A 17,631-nucleotide genomic window follows, 5' to 3' on the forward strand; every position below is an offset into this window, starting at 1 on the left:
TTTAAAAACATTTTGGTTTATTGAGGTGTTATCTCGTACTGAAGAGTCGCGGTATAATTATCTGATTTGGCATTGATAAATATTTCATCATTATGAATGGTAGAATATTTCACATCATAATAAATCGTATTTCCCTGGGTAGCATTTCCTTTGGCAACAAGCTGCGGTGATGCGCTTAGCGAGATAGGGTAAACGTATGTATTGGCTGTCGTTGAAGAAAGTGCCATCTTTACAGCATCTATCGGGATGGTATTCCCATAGGACGAAGTAAACTGAGACTGCAGTGATTTCAGCTTAATCTGATAATTGGTATTGCTTTTTACCATCAATGCATTCCCATAGGTTATGCTTACTCCATTGGTATAATCTTCCATGCTTTTGAATTCCAATAATGCATTTTGTGCATTGGGGGCAAAAGTGAGCGACATTTCAGGAATATCAACAGGAGGAACTCCGGATAATGTGCCAATCTGAATTTCAAAGTTATGGGTCATTTTACCGATAACATTGTTGTACTTATCATACATGGTAAATTCTACCGGAGCATAAAACTTCATCCAGGCAGGATAACTTCCCAGATAGGCTCCTCCCATTACGGTAAGGCTGAATTTAATCTGCAGGTTATAATACCCGTTCGGCTGCGAGGGCTGATTGTACAGCGGTGCATTGGAATTCGGGACCAGGAATACTTCCTGGTTTTCCTGAAGGATGACATTAAGTGGCATGCCGATTTGCGGAATGGTAGGAACCGGCCCAGGCTCTCCCTGTCCTGAAGAAGCTACAGGATGCAGCGATATTTTGTTTCCGGGAATGGTATAATTACCATCAGCGGATTTTATGGGTTGCTTTAGTTTTGCAGACAAACGCCATGAAGAAATATTAAAATTGCCGTTTCCGCTCATCATAGAGGTATAGGCGTCGGGGTTTGTGTTTCCTTCGTAGGAATTAATCTGAATGTAACTATTTACCCATGAATAATATGAAATTTGTGAATAGCAATATTGACTTAATAACAGTACAAATACTGAGATTATTTTAATCATACGTAAAATTTAACTCTCCGAGTTCAAGGTTATTATCTCCGTAATCTATCATTACGGAAGCTGAATATTTTCCTTTCGGAAGATCAGCAGGAAGCGAGATATCCAATTCTCTTTTATTGCCGGGCAGGGTATAAAATATAATAGGATCTATGGAAATCTTCTTGCCGTCTTCAATATTTACAAAATCTGCGTACACTTTACCGTCTGTCCAGATATTTCCCTGATTTTCAAAAAAAAGGGCAAGCTTTTTTTTAGCTTTATCAAAAATAAGGTTCTGGATTTCGATTTTTTTAGTCTTCGCCGATGGAATTTTATGAAAGACCTTAATGCCGGAGCGGATGCTAACTTTAATTTTTGCTCCTTTATTATCCACATCATCTACCGGATTCATTTGGCTTACAAACAAAACAGCGGTGTGTGCTGCCAATGTATCCGCAGGTTTTGTGGGAACGGTAATGGTTACCTCTATATCTTTTCTTTCGCCCGGCGCCAATGAAAAATAATTATCTTCTTTTTTTACACTGATCCATCCCGCGCAGGAATTTTTCAGCGTATTGGCGGCGTACATCAGATTTTCACCCTTTTCGCTATATTCCCAGTCTCCGAGGCTTACCGCAAGGTCCAGGGTGTTTTTTGTACTTACGTTGGTAATCGTAATTGTTTGTGTATTACTGTTTCCCGCAGTAGATTCAAAATACAATCTTGGAGGAGATACGGAAACTCCTGTTTGTGCATAATTCAGGGAGAAAAGCAAAACGGATATAAAAAAGTAAATCGGACGTATTGTACAGGTCTTGTTCATCATTACATTTAAGACTAAAACAGCATGAAAAATGCCACAATTTCTTGTAGCATTTTTATTTTATAAATAGATCTACAATATATTACTGTGCAATAATAGTGTAGGTAAGCTCAGTAGTGTATACTGTAGGATCTTGTCCTGCGATATAGTTGTCAAGGTAAGCATTTGCTCCTGCACCTTTGTACTCAACGCTGATTTTTTTGTTTACACCACCGGCAGTAGATGTTACCAATGTTGTTTCGTTTGCAGAAAGGGTAGTACCTTGTGCGTATTGCGCTCCGTTTACAGCATCTGTACCTGCAGTTGCTTTAATCTGGATGGTGTTGGCCTGGATGTTTTTACCACCGTTTTGTAAAGCTGCGTTAGCGCTTTTTACTTTTACCTGGAATCCTCCTGTACTGAAGATTGTTAAGTGGTCTGCATTAAGAGAAGATACTCCGTTTGCATAGTCATCCTTTGTTACATAGTCTAAGTTTACAATTTTTTGGGAATTGTTAACTACCAAAGTCTGGATTGGTTTTAATCTTACGTTTAACGTAACGTTTTGTTGTGCTCCTACTGTTATGAACCCTAATAACGCAAAAGAAGCTAAAATACACTTTTTCATAAATCGATTATTGTTTTTTAATTTTTAATTCAAAAATTTATGGTGCAAATGTATAGACTTCTTTTAGTAGAGTTATTGTGAAAAAATACCTATTTTTTGTGATTTTTGTCGCTGATAATAAGCAATATAGAAATATATTTTTATTGAATTTTCAATAAAAATTATTTATGAGCGTAAAAATAACTCTACAAAGGAGATTATTTTATCGTTAAATAATCATTAATTAATTATGTGTAGAAAATTAATAAATCTTTAATTCAATAAAAAATATTCCTTTAATGTTAAATTTTTTCTTCTAATTGGACATCATTGTTAAAATATAATAATTATTGTCGCTATTTGAAGTATATTTTTTTTGGTCATTAGCATGGTGATTAATCTCGAATATTTTTTCAACAACACCTTTTTCATAATTGATGAGATTGTATGCCTTGTCTTTTTCCCCAAAAACCTGCCCGGTGTCAGTTTTTTTTAAACCTGCTGGCTGATTTTGCCCATCCTGCTGCATGATAATTTCAAATCCGGACGGACTGGAAATAACCACAAAACTAGACTCCTTATTCGGTTTTGTTTCAGGAGAATTTATAACCGCAGGGCTTATAGCCAGCATCTGTACAGGATATAAGCGCACGTTCACCGTAGTTCCGTCGTGTTGTGCAGCAACAGAATTGAAGGTAATAAGACAAACTAAAATGAAAAAATATTTGATATACATTTCCTAATTTATCACCTTGTGGTTACTTACCAAATATACAAATATTTTTGGATTATCTCATTTCTGAAGGGTTTTTTTGTGTATGTTTTTTAAAAAAATTTGTAAAGTTCCCTTCATCGCTGAATCCCAGCTCATAAGCGATCTGAGAGATCGTGTAGTTGGTGTATCTGAGCATTTTTTTAGATTCTGTTATAAGTTTCTCAATAATAACGTGTTTGGCGCTTTTTCCCAATACATATTCGGTCATTTCAGTAAGTTTTCTTGGAGTGACACTTAGCTCCGCAGCGTAGTGGGACACTTTTTTTGCAGTCTTATAATCACGCTGTAAAATAACTTTAAATTTGTTTACACAATAAAGATAATCAAATTTTATGTCCTTTTTTACTTCTTCGGTAGGAATATGAAGAAATGCATCCAGCATCAATCGCTCAATCGCATTGTGTGCGGCAGAAAGATAAAGGCTTTTATCTTTTTTGCGAAAGCTTTCCATTCTGTCCATAAAAACTACCCGCATTTCTTCTATATTAATAAAAGGAGCAATGAAGATATCGGAATTATAATTAAAAAAAAGCTGTGAATTTATAAATAAACTGTCTTTTATGGATCGCTCGTAAAATGTGGAAGAAAATGTAATAAGGAAAGTTCCGTATCCTTTTGTCTTCAGAAATTCCACATCTTTTTGTGGCCCCACGAAAACAATATTCCCTGCAGGTATTTGATGTGAAGTATTTTCCACAATCAAATGCAGGTCTTCCATAATAATATAGATGCAAAAATATTCCAGGGTATTGAATTGCCTTTTGTTTCCGTTTCTCTTTATAACCTGATCCAAACGATTAACACTGAAGCCATTTTCTCTTAGCTGATCTGTAATAATATACATAATATATTTTAGTGGACTTAATAATGGGCTAAGATAATTTTTTAGTAAGATTATGTTGATATGGTTGTATTAGATATAATTCTATAGTTGTAATTAAATTATATAGTATTTTTTATATTAATAATCATTTATGATAAATTAAAAAAAAATACGTCTGCTTGGAGTAAAAGTAAACAAAGTTTATTGTAATTTAGAAAAGTAAGGAAGCTATAAAAATATTGAGTAAAATTTAAATAAGCTCTTAAATTATTCATTGATAATATCATCGCAACAGATTTTTTTATTTTTATATTCATTATTCCTTAGTGCTATTCCTTCTGTCAGGAATTAATTATAAATAGTATACACATAATTTATTATCTTTGGCGTGCTGAAATCATATTGTATTAAAATGAAAATGGTGTAAGACACGACAATAGCTCCTTCAACAAAAAGGAATATATTTAAACCCCAGGAAGTTAGAATGTAGATGAGAATTGCTGCTCTGTTTACTTCTGTAGTACTGCTTCATATTTTTGGAAAAAGGTTTTCGGTTTTTCTTTTTTGTCCATTGGATGTGCAGTTTTGTTGATTCCTTTTTATAAAATGATCATACATTAATGTTGATAATGATTTAATTTTTAATTCAATATTAAATTAAGAAAGAAAGTATATATTTACGAGGAATATATAAATTGATACGGTAGAAGTATATTATAATTTTACGAAAAAAATAATAAAATTTAATTATGCTGATAATCTGATAATTCCGTCTTTTGTAAAATGTAATTCTTTCTATAGAACGATTTCGGCAGAAAAATTGCTATAAGAAAGCATTAAAAATTCACACGATGGTGTGAAGATGGATTTATAATATAAACTTAAAAACGAGACAGCTCCTCACTCTATAGGCGCTGTCTTAACAGAGTAAATGAATATGAACAAAAATATCATTGCGTATCTATTATTAATAGCACTTACTTTACTTTCCTGCAAACCCAAGCAGAATATGGTCTACATGTCGAAAAGCAACATGGAAGAAGAAGTAGCCAAAGCCAAATACGAAGGCTTACGCATACAGGAAGGAGATGTGCTTCTTATTCTTGTGTCTGCACTGGATGAAACAGCGGTGAAGCCTTTTAACCTTAACACTGCCAATAAAGTAGGCAGCGTTTCAAACAACGGTGTCAACCAATATGTACAGCCCAGCGAATATCTCGTAAACGAAGAGGGATATATTAATTTTCCGGTATTGGGAACAATATTTACAAAAGGAATGACCCAGATACAGCTGAAGCAGGACCTCGAGTCTCGCCTGAAAAGATATCTTACCGATCCTTTGGTTACAATTACCCTTAAAAATTTTAATGTAAGTATCTTGGGGGAAGTTAAAGAACCCGGGCAAAAAGAAAGCATTTCTCAGAAAATCAATGTTTTCCAGGCACTTGGTTTAGCAGGAGACATGACGGATTTCGGAGACCGCACCAACGTTAAGCTTATCCGTACAAAAGATGACGGCACTGATGAAATTGTTAATCTTGACCTTACAAGATCTGATATCGTAAGCTCACCTTACTATTATATGAAACAGAACGATATATTGTATGTGCAGCCTGATAAAAATAAGCAGATCCAGGCCAATTCCAATCCCAACAGGGCTCTTACTTTCCAGATCATAGGTTCATTAATTGCGGCGGCTACACTGGTTGTTGCTTTAACAAGATAAATGTACAACATGCAGCAGTTAGAATTTCAGGAAAAAGAGGAGAAAATTGACCTTAGAAAAACCATCTCCCAGTATCTTCACAAATGGCCTTGGTTTATAGCATCTGTTTTGGTTTGTGTAATCAGTGCCTATATTTATCTTAGGTATAGCGTTCCAAAATATCAGACAAAAACTACTCTTAAATTTGATAAAAAACAAAACGATCTTACTTCGGCATTATCCGATCTTGATAACCTCGGAATAGGGTTGGGAAATTCAGATGAGCTGAAAAGTGAAGCCGCAGTAGTAACTTCGCGTCCCATATTGATGCGTGTTGTGAAAAATCTCAATCTCAATGTCGAGTATTTTAATACCGGAGAAATTAAAGATTCTCAACTTTTTACAGAAGTACCAGTTTCAGGGGAAATTATTACATTCAATGACGGGTTTGTATCATCAGAATATGTGCTTAAAAAACTTAACGGAAACGAATTTACACTTGTAAGCGAAAAGCACGGGAAATTCACAGCGAAATTTGATGTACCGTTAAAGCTTGACTTTGGAACAGTTATTTTGCACAGAAACCGAAATCTGGAGGTGAAGCCCGAATACAAAATTATTTTCTCAAATCCTATTGAAAAAGTAAAAAAGCTTGAAAAAACAATCCAGGTAGACTTACCGGATGAAAAAGCTCTTTTGATGGAAATCAGTTTAATAGGAACAGTTTCAGAGAAATCAGAAAGTATTCTTAATGAAGTTACACGCCAGTACAATTTAGACGGGCAAAGAGATAAAAATCTTCAGGCAGAAAACACCCAGAAATTTATCGATAAGAGATTGGAAGTTATTACCAGAGACCTGTCAGGAGTAGAAAACCAAAAAGAAGATTTTCAGAACCGTAACCGTATTGTAGACCTTCAGGCACAGGCAGAGCTTGCGCTGCAAAATACCAGTGAAAACACAAAAGTACTTCTTCAGCAACAGGCTCAGCTTGATCTTTTAAATTCTCTTACGGCTGAAGCCGCAAAAGGCAATAATCAGCTGATGCCATCAAATCTGGGGCTGAACCCGTCACTTGAGCAGTCGATTTCACAGTATAATCAATTGCTGATCAGCAGAAATAAAACACTGAAGCAGGCTACCAGTGAAAACCCTGCCGTTATCGAAATGAACAGGGAAATCGCCTCTTTAAAAGATATTATCCGCGATAATATCCGGGAGCAGAAGGATGCTGTAAAAGCTACGATATCACAGATTGAGAACCAGATTAATACCAGCAACAGCCTTATAGAAAAAGTTCCCGGACAATCGAAAGTATACAGAGGAATTGAGCGCCAGCAGAATCTTAAGGAACAGCTTTTCTTATTCCTTCTTCAGAAAAGAGAGGAAAATGCCATCAATTTATCGGTAGATGTCCCTAAAGCCAAGATTGTTAATCCCGCATTTACCGATGATGCACCAGTGTCTCCTAAAGGCAATATTATTCTTATGGGAGCATTATTCATTGGATTATTGTTACCATTTGCTGTTTTCTATGTTTTATTTATAATTGATGACAAAATTTACAATAGAGATGACATTAAAGCACGTTCCGGACTTGGCGTTTTAGTTGATATACCTTCACTTAATGAAGATGATAACCATCTTGTACAAAAAAACGATTTTTCCGAGCTTGCAGAATCTTTTCGGGTATTGGTTTCCAACCTTAAATTTGTTTTGCCTAAAAAAGATTCAGCTAAAGTAATAATGGTGACCTCTTCTGTTAAAGGGGAAGGAAAAACCCTGGTTTCGGTGAATCTTGCATTAACAATTGCCAATAAAAACGGACGGTCCCTTCTTATCGGTTCAGATATCAGGAATCCGCAGATTCAGAGATATGATAGTGAGCCTGTAAAAAGAAAAGGCCTTACAGAGTTTTTATATGATGAATCGGTACATGTGGAAGATCTTATCCATACATCATATACCAATCCTTACTGTGACGTCATTTATGCAGGAACAATTCCTCCGAATCCTCAGGAACTCCTTTCTAATGGAAGATACCAGAAGCTCATTGCTGAAATGGCATCAAGATATGCTTATATTATTATAGATTCTGCACCGCTGATGCTGGTTTCGGATACCCTGAGCATTGCAGATGTGGCAGATGCAACATTATACGTGGTGAGATCAGGTGTTTCAAGAAATGTGCTGATTGATTTCGCTGAAGATCTGGTAAAGGATTCAAAATTAAGAAATGTGTCTTTTGTAGTGAACGATGTTTCTAAAAAAGCAAGAGGTTATGGATATGTTTATAATTACGGCTACGGCTATGGTTATAATAATAAAGAAGCTAAAAAAGCTTGGTGGAGTAAAATTTTTAAATCATAAAAATGGGTAAGATTTTAATTACGGGAGGAGCAGGGTTCATAGGCTCCAACCTTACGGAATATTTTTTAAATAAAGGCTATCAGGTAGTCTGTCTGGATAATTTTTCAACCGGGCACCGTTATAATGTTGAGCCTTTCTTAACAAATCCGGATTATACACTAATTGAAGGAAGCATCTGCGATCTTGAAGTGTGCAGATATGCAGTAGAGAATGTTGACTACGTGTTGCATCAGGCGGCATTAGGGTCTGTGCCCAGATCAATCAATGATCCCATTACCAGTAATGAAGTCAATGTTTCAGGTTTTTTGAACATGCTTGTTGCTGCAAGGGATGCTAAAGTTAAACGTTTCGTGTATGCAGCTTCATCTTCTACTTACGGTGATTCTGCATCCCTTCCTAAAGTGGAGGACGTAATTGGCAGGCCATTGTCACCATATGCGATTACCAAATATGTTAATGAGCTGTATGCAGATGTGTTTTCTAAAACGTATGGTATTGAATGTATCGGGCTGAGATACTTCAATGTATTTGGGCGCAGACAGGATCCTAACGGTACTTACGCGGCAGTAATCCCTTTGTTTGTAAAGCAGCTGATGAATCACCAGTCACCCAAGATCAACGGAACCGGAGACTATTCCAGAGATTTTACGTACATTGATAATGTGATCCAAATGAATGAGCTCGCCATGCTTACCGAAAATCCGGAAGCCATAAATACGGTTTATAACACAGCAGTAGGAGACCGTACTACATTAAATGATCTCGTAAATTACATCAAAAAATATTTAACTGAATACGATGGTAAGATTGCTGATATCGAAATCGTACACGGGCCAAACCGGGTAGGAGATATCCCGCATTCATTGGCGTCTATTGATAAAGCTAAAACCCTTTTGGGGTATCATCCCAGCCATACTATTGAAAATGGACTGCAGGAAGCCATTAAATGGTATTGGGAAAATTTAAAATAAACGATTAAAAAAGAATTTTTGTGGAAAAACAATATAAAATAGCAGTTATCGGTCTTGGATATGTAGGATTGCCATTAGCCCGTTTGTTTGCAACAAAGTATCCTGTTGTAGGATTTGATATTAACCAAAAAAGAATTGAAGAACTAAGAGCAGGAAATGACAGTACCCTTGAGGTGGAAGCTGATATTTTGCAGTCTGTTCTGGTAACCGAAAGCCCATTCAGTAATGAAAATGGAAAAGGATTTTTCGCTTCTGCCAATATTGAAGATATCAAAGAGGCAAACATCTATGTGGTAACGGTACCTACACCTGTAGATAAACATAACCGTCCTGATCTTACCCCGCTTTACAAATCTTCGGAAACGGTTGGGAAAGTATTATCTAAAGGTGATATCGTTATTTATGAATCAACAGTGTACCCGGGTGCTACGGAAGAAGAATGTATTCCTGTGCTGGAGAGGGTTTCCGGGATGAAATTCAATGAAGATTTCTTTGCGGGCTATTCTCCGGAGCGCATTAATCCGGGAGATAAGGAACATACGGTAGAAAAAATTCTAAAAGTAACCTCCGGATCTACACCGGAAATCGGTGAAGTTGTAAACAGTTTATACCAATCAGTAATTGTAGCCGGTACCCATCTTGCGCCTACAATCAAGATTGCCGAAGCGGCCAAAGTCATTGAAAACTCTCAGAGAGATATCAATATTGCATTCGTGAATGAGCTGGCAAAGATTTTTAACCTTCTTGAAATTGATACGCATGAAGTACTGAAAGCAGCAGGAACAAAATGGAATTTTTTGCCATTCAAGCCGGGATTGGTTGGAGGACATTGTATTGGGGTAGATCCTTATTATCTTGCGCAGAAAGCGCAGGAAAACGGCTATCACCCGGAAATCATCCTTGCAGGTCGCAGGCTTAATGATTCTATGGGACAGTATGTAGCTTCTGAGCTGGTAAAATGCATGATCAGGAAAAACATCAACATCAATGGTGCGGAAGTGCTGAACCTCGGAATAACTTTTAAAGAAAACTGTCCGGATGTAAGAAATACAAAAGCAGTTGATGTGATCTGCGCGCTTGAAGATTATCAATTACAGGTTACAACATTCGATCCGTGGGCAAATCCTGATGAAGTGGTGCATGAATACAATCTTAATGTGGTTAACCAAATTCCGGATAAGAAATTTGACGCAGTTATCCTTACCGTTGCCCATAAAGAATTCATGAATCTGAATCTTAAAGATTATCTGAAGGAGAATGGGGTAATCTATGATGTAAAAGGTATTCTGGCTGATTGTGATTCCAGGTTGTAATTAAATGAACAATATTTATTGTTTATGTTTAAGCATAATATTGCTGATATGAATTTAGATAAAACTTTGGTAATATACGATTCAATACCATATTTTGTACCTTTTATGAAAAAAAAGGGGGTAATATGTTCTCCATCGTTCAAGAAAGTCAGTAATATTGGTAGAATTCTTAGACTTATTTCATTCAAAACAGGTTTGAAAAAAAGTATTTGGTATGGAGAATGGAAAGAACATGCAAAATTTGCCGAAACTGTAATAATATTTGCGACCAATCGTTATGATTTTATTGAATATCTAGCAGATAAACATCCCAATCTAAGAATTATAGTTTGGTACTGGAATCCTGTTTTCCGATGCTTTGAACCTACTAAATTAAATAAAAAAAATATTGAGTACTGGTCTTTTGATGAAGAAGACTGTAAAAAATATAATCTTAAATTTAATACTACATTTTATCTAGATAATATTGAAATTAATAATAATTCAGTAAAAGAGTATGATGTATTATTCCTTGGAGCAGATAAAAGAAGGAAAGTATTATTAGACAAAATAAACGCCAACCTCATTTCTGCGAAAATAAAAACGTTATTTCATATTGTTCCGGATAAAGATCAGCCTAATCCGCAAAATATTAAACCTTTGTCATATGCTGATTATTTGCAATTGATCTCAAAGACTAAATGTATTTTTGACTACATACAAAAAGGGCAATCGGGAAATACAGTAAGAACTATGGAATCAATTTTTCTTGGTAAAAAGCTGATTACTAATGATATTAATATCCAAAAGGAGAATTTTTACGATTCATCTAATGTATTTGTACTTGAGTATGATGATTTTAATAAGATCAATGAATTTATTAATACCCCCTTTAAGAAATTAAAATCTGAAGTAGTTGATTATTATGACTTTTCAAATTGGTTAAAAAGATTTACTGAGCATGAATAACTTCCTGAAAGCATTTTTATCTTTTGGATTGGCTACGTCTATCGAAAAACTTTTAGGTTTTATTATTCTTCCTATTTACACTAAATATTTTAGTACAACAGAATACGGAATAATAGACATGATCGGAACTATTTTACAAATAGGTACCATATTCGGATTACTTCAATTAGAAACTTCATTACAAAGATATTATTATGAATATAATAATGTTAAAAAGAAATTGTTGATTTCTACAATTTATTATTGGATTACATTGTGTTCTGTAATTATAGGCTTAATTATATTTTTTATTTCATCATTTCTTTCACAAAAGCTATTTGGAAGTACAGAATATGCAATTCTTATCAAAACGATAGCAATTCAGCTTCCATTGACTAATCTAAGTATGTTGGGATTGGTATTGTTGAGATACGAAAAAGAAAATGTAAAATTCTTGTCCGTAATTATTACTAAGGTTATTACAACATTATTATTTGTTTATATTTTTGTTATTTACTTCAAACTTGGTCTGAGAGGAGTTTTCATTGCACAGGTAAGTGCTATATTTTGCTCAACGGCTTTGGTAATGTTTTATGTTCGTAAACAATTTGTTTACAGACTTTCAAATGTAATGTCCCGGAAAAATTTACATTATGCACTGCCTCAATTTCCGGCAAGGGTTGGTAGTATGATATTGGGACAGGCAAACAGATTTTTCATGCTGGGTTATCTTTCTTTAGCTGCAATTGGTATTTATTCGGTATCGATGAAACTGGCTTCGGCAATACAACTTGTTAATACAGCCTTTATTATGGCATGGGCTCCTTTTATGCATGCACAGTTTAAAAACAATAAAAATCAGAAGGTCTTTGCCAGCGTATTTCCCATTGTTGTTGGGGTTACTTTTTTGTTTGTTTGCATTATCAGTTTATTTTCATTAGAATTAGTGAAATTACTGGCGACAAAAGAGTTTTATTCAGCATCAAAATATGTAGGTGGTTTGTCTTTGTTTTTTTCATTTTATATTATCAAAGAAACTGTAGATATCGGCCCTAAGATAAAAGAGAAAACAAAATTTTTATCCTTTACTTTTATTCTTTCTGTTATTGTAAATGTAATATCGCTTTTTATACTTATTAATCTTTTGGAGTTGAAAGGTGTGGTTTTGGCAATGATTATCACTAATTTATTTTTGGTAATTTTATCATGGTACATTTCCAATAAACTTTATCCTATACCTTTTAGCATTTCCAAATTTATAATTATGCTTGTGCCTACGACTTTGGTGGTCTTATTGATTATGTATTATGATGTTGATTTACTTGTAAGAATATTAATAGCAATAGGAGCATGTGTATTTTTTGGAATACAACTGGTCTTTGCTTATAAAAATGTAAAGACAATTACAAAATGATTTATTCAATAATTTTTATTTATTTGCTGACACTTTGCATATCCTTCGATTTTTTGAAAGTTAAGGGACCGAAGAATTTTTTTTATTATTTTTCGATGATTATTCTGATTCTTGTTGCGGGATTAAGATGGAAGGTAGGTGGTGATTCTTTAGGGTATCAGGAAAGATTCGAGAAACTCATATATCCTATTTTTCAGTTTGGAAATATTGATTTTGTTAAAATAGGATGGGAACCAGGATATGTTTTGATTAATTCTATTTGCAAAACAATAGTTCCGGAATTTTGGTTTTTTCAGCTAGTACAGGCAACATTTGTTCAAATCATTTTGTTTCAGTTTTTCAAACGTTATACACCGTTTTATTTTACAGCAGTATTATTTTATTCTGTTATCTATTATTTCTATTTCAATATGGAAATTTTAAGAGAAATATTTACTATTTGTATTTTTGTAAGATTTATGTTTCCGGCTTTAGCTGAAGGAAAGACTAAAAAATATTACCTGATAAATGTTTTTCTAATTTTCTTCCATAACTCTGCAATAATTTTACTTCTTTTCCCATTTCTTAGCAAGTTTTCGTTAAACAAAAAAGGAATTATTACTTTAGTTATATTGATGTTTTTGATCACAACAATATTTTCAATATTTCCTAATATTATAAATATTTTTTCCTTTACAGAAGGATTGTCTTCTAAATTTGCTAAATATTCAAAATATTCCTTAAGTATTAATGGGATGATTTATAACTTTATCATTTTTGCAGTAATTCCATATTATTTAATTAGGCTTAATAAAAAATATTATAATAAACTTGATTTTGAAAAGCTTATTTTTCCTTATTTTTTCGTTATCTCAATCTATATTGCTTATTCGGGATTCGGTCGTTTTATTAATTATTTTGGACTGTTTATGTTAGTTTTTTTTGTAAACACCTTATATCTTATTATGCACGTAAAAGTATTTAAAGAGATAAGAATTCCATTAATTTTATTACTCTCGTTCGGTACATTATATTACAAATATCAATATTATTCAATTTCATATGATTATATTGTTAGAAATACCACGAAGTTCAATATGTATTATCCATATTCTAGTATCTTCAATAAAGAGGATTATTACAGATTTAGAGCAACTGTATATACAAGAAGCATGAGTGATTCATATAATAATTCCGGTAAGAATAAAAAATAAGCTAAATCGAATAAATTTATAAATATCTCAATTCGCCAATATAGTAATAATGAAAAAATTGCAATTTTTTTTGCTGCTGTTCCATATAAATATTCTCTTCGGTCAACAATTGAATTCCGAGAATTTTATCAAAATAAAAAATAAGTATTTCAAAAATGCAGTATATGCTGAAACCTATCTTCCAAAAAATGTAGATAAGAGTGGAAATACAGATTATACTGACCTTCTCCAAAAGGCTGCAACCGAAAATACCAGACTTATATTTCCCAATTACCCTGTTCTTATCTCTGATAAAGGAATCAGTTTTATATCCAATCAGTATATTTTATTTCAACCTGACTCCAGACTGATTCTTAAAGGTACAAAAAGAGGTGGCTATGAAATGATCAAAATTAAAAATGTAGCTAATGTAAAAGTCTATTTTTTAAATATAGAAGGAGACAAATATCGCCATCTATCTGATAAAGGAGAATGGGGACATGGCGTTTCAATAAAATCCAGCAACAATATCATATTGTACAAACCCGTCATTTCAAAATGCTGGGGAGACGGAATATACATCGGCCAGGAAACTGCTGTTCCTCAAAATATAACCGTAAACGGAGGGTTCATCAACGATAACCGCAGAAACGGGATTTCCGTAATATCAGGAATTAACATCACGCTTGAAAATATTACGATTAGCAATACAAAAGGACATAATCCCCAAAGTGGAATAGACATTGAACCCAATAACGGTAAAAACAGACTCACCAATATAGTGCTGAACAATATTACTACAAAGAATAATGCGGTGCACGGAATTATCATCTCAACCGGAAACCTAAATGGCAGCACCCAGCCAATTTCCATAGCCGTAAACAACCATAAGGATTATAACTCGGCGATAGCCTTAGGATTAAGTGTTACCAGGAATAATCTTAATTATATACAGCCGCTTAACGGTAAAATAACAATTAGCAACTCTAATTATACACTTCCGGGTACGGCCTTTATCAGGAACTATAAAGGTAAAAAAAGCAACATCAATCTTTCCCTTCAAAATATGAAATTTAAAAGATCAGAAGGCGCAGGAGCTTCTGCCAGATCATCTTCGGCACCAGCGTTATTAGACCGGTTTTTATCAGATTTTAAACAAAGCCTGAATAGCGATGTGAAATAGCATGTAGCTAATAATATTAAGATTATGTAACTTATCATTAAATCTTTCCGTACCACAGATTTTTCATGCAATTTTCGTATATTTGCTTTATATTTAGTAAAATATAAACCCCTGAATAGAATAAGTACTACATCATAAATTGATTGTCAAATTTAGGTTTGTAATAAAAAATGAATAGATCTTTTCATTGGTAAAATATTACAGCCTTTACCTTGAAAAATGTACAATCTTTGGAGATTTTTAGTAACGATTTAGGAACAGTTGGTATTTTATTTTAAACTTCTTGTTAATTGCAAGTTATGAAGATGCATTGTAATGGAATCATATATGAATTTATATGAGATTTAAAGACAGGCTAATAATACTGTTTTAGAGGGTTCCTGTGGATTCTACTAATTTTGGTACTGCTTTAAACTCCGGTTTAACTGATCTTAGATATTGCAATAATTATAAAGAAAGTGATTAAAAAATGAATATAATTTTCCTTGAAGCTGTTCAAATTCACGGAGGTGCCCGTAAAAGTACCATTGAGCTGGCAAAAAGATTGAATGAAGAAGGGCATAATTCTGTGATTGTAGATTTCTGGGGCAACTGTAGCGAATTCGTTGAAGATGTTCAGAATAATAAAATTCCCCTAAAAATTCTGAAAAAAAATGATACTCCCATTGCTATTTTCAATTCGCGAAATCCAGTTAAAATATTCAGGAATATAATCCTTTTCTTACTCGACTGGATGAGTCTTAAGAAAGAATTTAATGCATTTCAGAAAACTTTCAGTCCGGATGTTGTTATCATAAATAATATTAAAACCAATTCAATTCTAAGAAAAGGCAAAGGCTATAAAATTGCTTATTTTGCCAGAGGCTGGTTTGCATACAATTCCATAAGTTTACTGAAAAAGCTCATGTTTAAATATAATTCCGATTATTTCATCGGAGTTTCACAATCTACAAGACAGGCAATCTTCACAGGCGGCCTTGCTCCTTTGGAAAACATTTTTGTTGTTCCCAATGCGATCGACCTGGCAAAAGTGGAGCAGTACAAGCAGAAAAAAGATCAAAAAGAAGAATCAGACCCGATGGTAATTCTTCATTGTGGCGGTTTTCTGCCTGCCAAAGGACAGCAAATGTCGCTTGCACTGGCAGCAAAACTGAAGGAAAATCACATAAACTTTAAAATGATTTTCATGGGCGCAGTATATGATACGCCCGTTTCCATAAAATTTTTAGAAAAAATAAAAGTAGAAATCGGCCTTTCTGGACTTGAAGATCATATTGAAATTTTACTGAATCATAAGGATCCGTATAGTGTTTTTGCACAAAGCGATGTATTGATTCACCCTTCAGATACAGAAGGCCTTCCGAGGGTGATCATGGAATCACTCGCTTTTGGAATGCCTGCCGTTGCAAATCCTGTTGGTGGTGTTACTGATTATATCCTTCATAACTTTACAGGATATATTGCCAATCATAATGACGTGAACGATTATTATGACTACCTCACTAAGCTTTATTACAATCCGGATATTTACAAATTTATTGCAGATAACGCAAAATCCCTGATTGCCAAAAATTACGCTAAAGAAAACCAGGTAGAAGCCTTCCATAAAATCTTTAAAAAACTGGGCAACGCATGAAAAAATCAATAACCGTTTTTACTCCAACCTACAATAGGAAGAAAACACTTAGCAGACTTTACGATTCTCTATGCAGCCAGACCAGCCGGGATTTTAAATGGATTATTATTGATGACGGTTCATCGGATAATACAGCTGATCTGGTTCAAAAATGGAAAGCAGATAATAAAATTGAATTAGAATATCACTACCAGAAAAACAAAGGGAAGCTCGCAGCCCAGATATTAGCCCTTGATTATATCGATACAGAACTTTTTACCTGTATAGATTCTGATGACTATATGCCGGTAGATGCTGTTGAGAAAATAATAAAATTCTGGAAAGACCATAAAAAAAATAATTCTGCGGGAATTATAGGCCTTGATGCCTACGAAGACGGAAAAGTAGCAGGAGAAAAACTTCCCGATATTAGAGAATCTACCTATTCCGAACTGATAGATCATTATAAAATAACAGGTGATAAGAAATATATCTTCGACACAAAAGTTTATAAAAAATTTCTGCCTTATCCATATTTTGAAGATGAGACTTTCCATGAAGTAAGCTGGATATTCACTTTGATAGATCAGGAACATAAGTTTCTCATCTCCAATGAAGTCTATTGTATTATAGAATATCAGCAGGACGGTTTATCAAACGGGCTTTACAAAAGATATAAAAACAGTCCGAAATCTTTCATGGAATATAGAAAGGTTAAAATGCAGTACGGCATCAACAATAAGGTTAAATTTAAAAATGCCATACATTATGTGTCTTCCTGTCTTTTTGCAGGAAAATGGAATTTTTTTAAAAATGCTCCTGCCAAATCGTTTATCGTGGCAGCAATTCCTTTCGGAATACTGCTGAACACTTATATAAAATACAAGATAAAACAAAATACAGATCGTATTAAACAAGGAAAATTAAACTAG

15 protein-coding genes are annotated in these 17,631 nt (G+C 34.0%); 10 read left to right on the forward strand and 5 right to left on the reverse strand.

What is annotated here, in order from left to right; genetic code table 11:
* Positions 1-17 precede the first annotated feature (17 nt).
* The 5 genes from SOP96_RS05025 to SOP96_RS05045 form a co-directional block, all read right to left on the reverse strand.
* On the reverse strand, positions 18-1,043 hold the full coding sequence (locus SOP96_RS05025) for a hypothetical protein (protein ID WP_326319952.1): 1,026 nt from the start codon (positions 1,041-1,043) through the stop codon (positions 18-20).
* A complete protein-coding gene (locus SOP96_RS05030; protein ID WP_326319953.1) occupies positions 1,036-1,848 on the reverse strand; it encodes a fimbrial biogenesis chaperone in 813 nt (270 codons plus the stop codon). The genes SOP96_RS05025 and SOP96_RS05030 overlap by 8 nt, the downstream gene beginning before the upstream one ends.
* Before the next feature lie 79 nt (positions 1,849-1,927).
* Positions 1,928-2,452 (reverse strand): hypothetical protein, encoded by a 525-nt coding sequence (locus SOP96_RS05035; RefSeq protein WP_326319954.1) that lies wholly within the window; start codon positions 2,450-2,452, stop codon positions 1,928-1,930.
* Between the two features lie 295 nt (positions 2,453-2,747).
* Positions 2,748-3,167: a hypothetical protein gene (locus tag SOP96_RS05040; RefSeq protein WP_326319955.1), complete on the reverse strand. Its 420-nt coding sequence runs from the start codon at positions 3,165-3,167 to the stop codon at positions 2,748-2,750.
* Between the two features lie 52 nt (positions 3,168-3,219).
* Entirely contained in the window at positions 3,220-4,050 is an 831-nt protein-coding gene (locus tag SOP96_RS05045; RefSeq protein WP_326319956.1) for a helix-turn-helix domain-containing protein, read from the reverse strand.
* Positions 4,051-4,966: 916 nt separating this feature from the next.
* On the opposite strand from SOP96_RS05045, the gene SOP96_RS05050 reads away from it, so the two are divergent.
* The 10 genes from SOP96_RS05050 (at position 4,967) to SOP96_RS05095 (ending at position 17,631) form a co-directional block, all read left to right on the forward strand.
* Positions 4,967-5,755 carry a polysaccharide biosynthesis/export family protein gene (locus tag SOP96_RS05050; protein ID WP_326319957.1) on the forward strand — a complete coding sequence of 263 codons (789 nt, stop codon included), beginning with the start codon at positions 4,967-4,969 and terminating at the stop codon, positions 5,753-5,755.
* Positions 5,756-5,764: 9 nt separating this feature from the next.
* Positions 5,765-8,104: a GumC family protein gene (locus SOP96_RS05055; RefSeq protein ID WP_326319958.1), complete on the forward strand. Its 2,340-nt coding sequence runs from the start codon at positions 5,765-5,767 to the stop codon at positions 8,102-8,104.
* A 2-nt stretch (positions 8,105-8,106) separates the two neighbouring features.
* Positions 8,107-9,075, forward strand: a complete 969-nt coding sequence (locus SOP96_RS05060) for an SDR family oxidoreductase (RefSeq protein ID WP_326319959.1) — start codon at positions 8,107-8,109, stop codon at positions 9,073-9,075.
* A gap of 20 nt (positions 9,076-9,095) precedes the next feature.
* Positions 9,096-10,388, forward strand: a complete 1,293-nt coding sequence (locus tag SOP96_RS05065; protein WP_326319960.1) for a nucleotide sugar dehydrogenase — start codon at positions 9,096-9,098, stop codon at positions 10,386-10,388.
* A gap of 48 nt (positions 10,389-10,436) precedes the next feature.
* Positions 10,437-11,336: a hypothetical protein gene (locus tag SOP96_RS05070; protein ID WP_326319961.1), complete on the forward strand. Its 900-nt coding sequence runs from the start codon at positions 10,437-10,439 to the stop codon at positions 11,334-11,336.
* A complete protein-coding gene (locus tag SOP96_RS05075; RefSeq protein ID WP_326319962.1) occupies positions 11,329-12,729 on the forward strand; it encodes a lipopolysaccharide biosynthesis protein in 1,401 nt (466 codons plus the stop codon). Before SOP96_RS05070 ends, SOP96_RS05075 begins: the two co-directional genes overlap by 8 nt.
* Entirely contained in the window at positions 12,726-13,922 is a 1,197-nt protein-coding gene (locus SOP96_RS05080; protein WP_326319963.1) for an EpsG family protein, read from the forward strand. Before SOP96_RS05075 ends, SOP96_RS05080 begins: the two co-directional genes overlap by 4 nt.
* A 49-nt stretch (positions 13,923-13,971) precedes the next feature.
* Positions 13,972-15,084: a right-handed parallel beta-helix repeat-containing protein gene (locus tag SOP96_RS05085; RefSeq protein WP_326319964.1), complete on the forward strand. Its 1,113-nt coding sequence runs from the start codon at positions 13,972-13,974 to the stop codon at positions 15,082-15,084.
* A gap of 469 nt (positions 15,085-15,553) precedes the next feature.
* Positions 15,554-16,720 carry a glycosyltransferase family 4 protein gene (locus SOP96_RS05090; RefSeq protein ID WP_326319965.1) on the forward strand — a complete coding sequence of 389 codons (1,167 nt, stop codon included), beginning with the start codon at positions 15,554-15,556 and terminating at the stop codon, positions 16,718-16,720.
* Positions 16,717-17,631, forward strand: a complete 915-nt coding sequence (locus SOP96_RS05095) for a glycosyltransferase family 2 protein (protein ID WP_326319966.1) — start codon at positions 16,717-16,719, stop codon at positions 17,629-17,631. Before SOP96_RS05090 ends, SOP96_RS05095 begins: the two co-directional genes overlap by 4 nt.

The organism is Chryseobacterium salviniae (assembly GCF_035819015.1).
Lineage (GTDB): Bacteria > Bacteroidota > Bacteroidia > Flavobacteriales > Weeksellaceae > Chryseobacterium > Chryseobacterium salviniae.